Source organism: Methylobacterium sp. C33D (genome assembly GCF_053345825.1).
Genome location: NZ_JBKFAV010000127.1, coordinates 1 through 564, shown reverse-complemented (window position 1 = coordinate 564; position 564 = coordinate 1). Strand labels below are relative to the sequence as shown.

Genomic DNA, 564 nt, shown 5'->3' with positions numbered 1-564 from the left:
GACATGCCGTTCCTGATGCCGATCGAGGACGTGTTCTCGATCTCGGGCCGCGGCACGGTGGTGACGGGCCGCGTCGAGCGCGGCATCGTGAAGGTGGGCGAGGAAGTCGAGATCGTCGGCATCCGGGCGACCACCAAGACGACGGTGACGGGCGTGGAGATGTTCCGCAAGCTGCTCGACCAGGGGCAGGCGGGCGACAACGTCGGCGTGCTGCTGCGCGGCACGAAGCGCGAGGACGTGGAGCGCGGCCAGGTCGTGTGCAAGCCGGGTTCGGTGAAGCCGCACTCGAAGTTCAAGGCCGAGGCGTACATCCTGACCAAGGAGGAGGGCGGCCGCCACACGCCGTTCTTCACCAACTACCGGCCGCAGTTCTACTTCCGGACCACGGACGTGACCGGCATCTGCACGCTGCCCGAGGGCACCGAGATGGTGATGCCGGGCGACAACGTGACCATGGACGTGGCGCTGATCGTGCCGGTGGCCATGGAGGAGAAGCTGCGCTTCGCCATCCGCGAGGGCGGCCGCACCGTCGGCGCCGGCGTCGTCGCCGCCATCAACGACTGA

The 564-nt window shown here is 68.3% G+C and carries 1 protein-coding gene; it reads left to right on the top strand.

Features of this window, described 5'->3' with window-relative positions; translation table 11 throughout:
- Window positions 1-564: EF-Tu C-terminal domain-related protein (locus tag ACLBXO_RS31685; RefSeq protein WP_447687911.1), on the top strand; the 564-nt coding region annotated here is incomplete at its 5' end.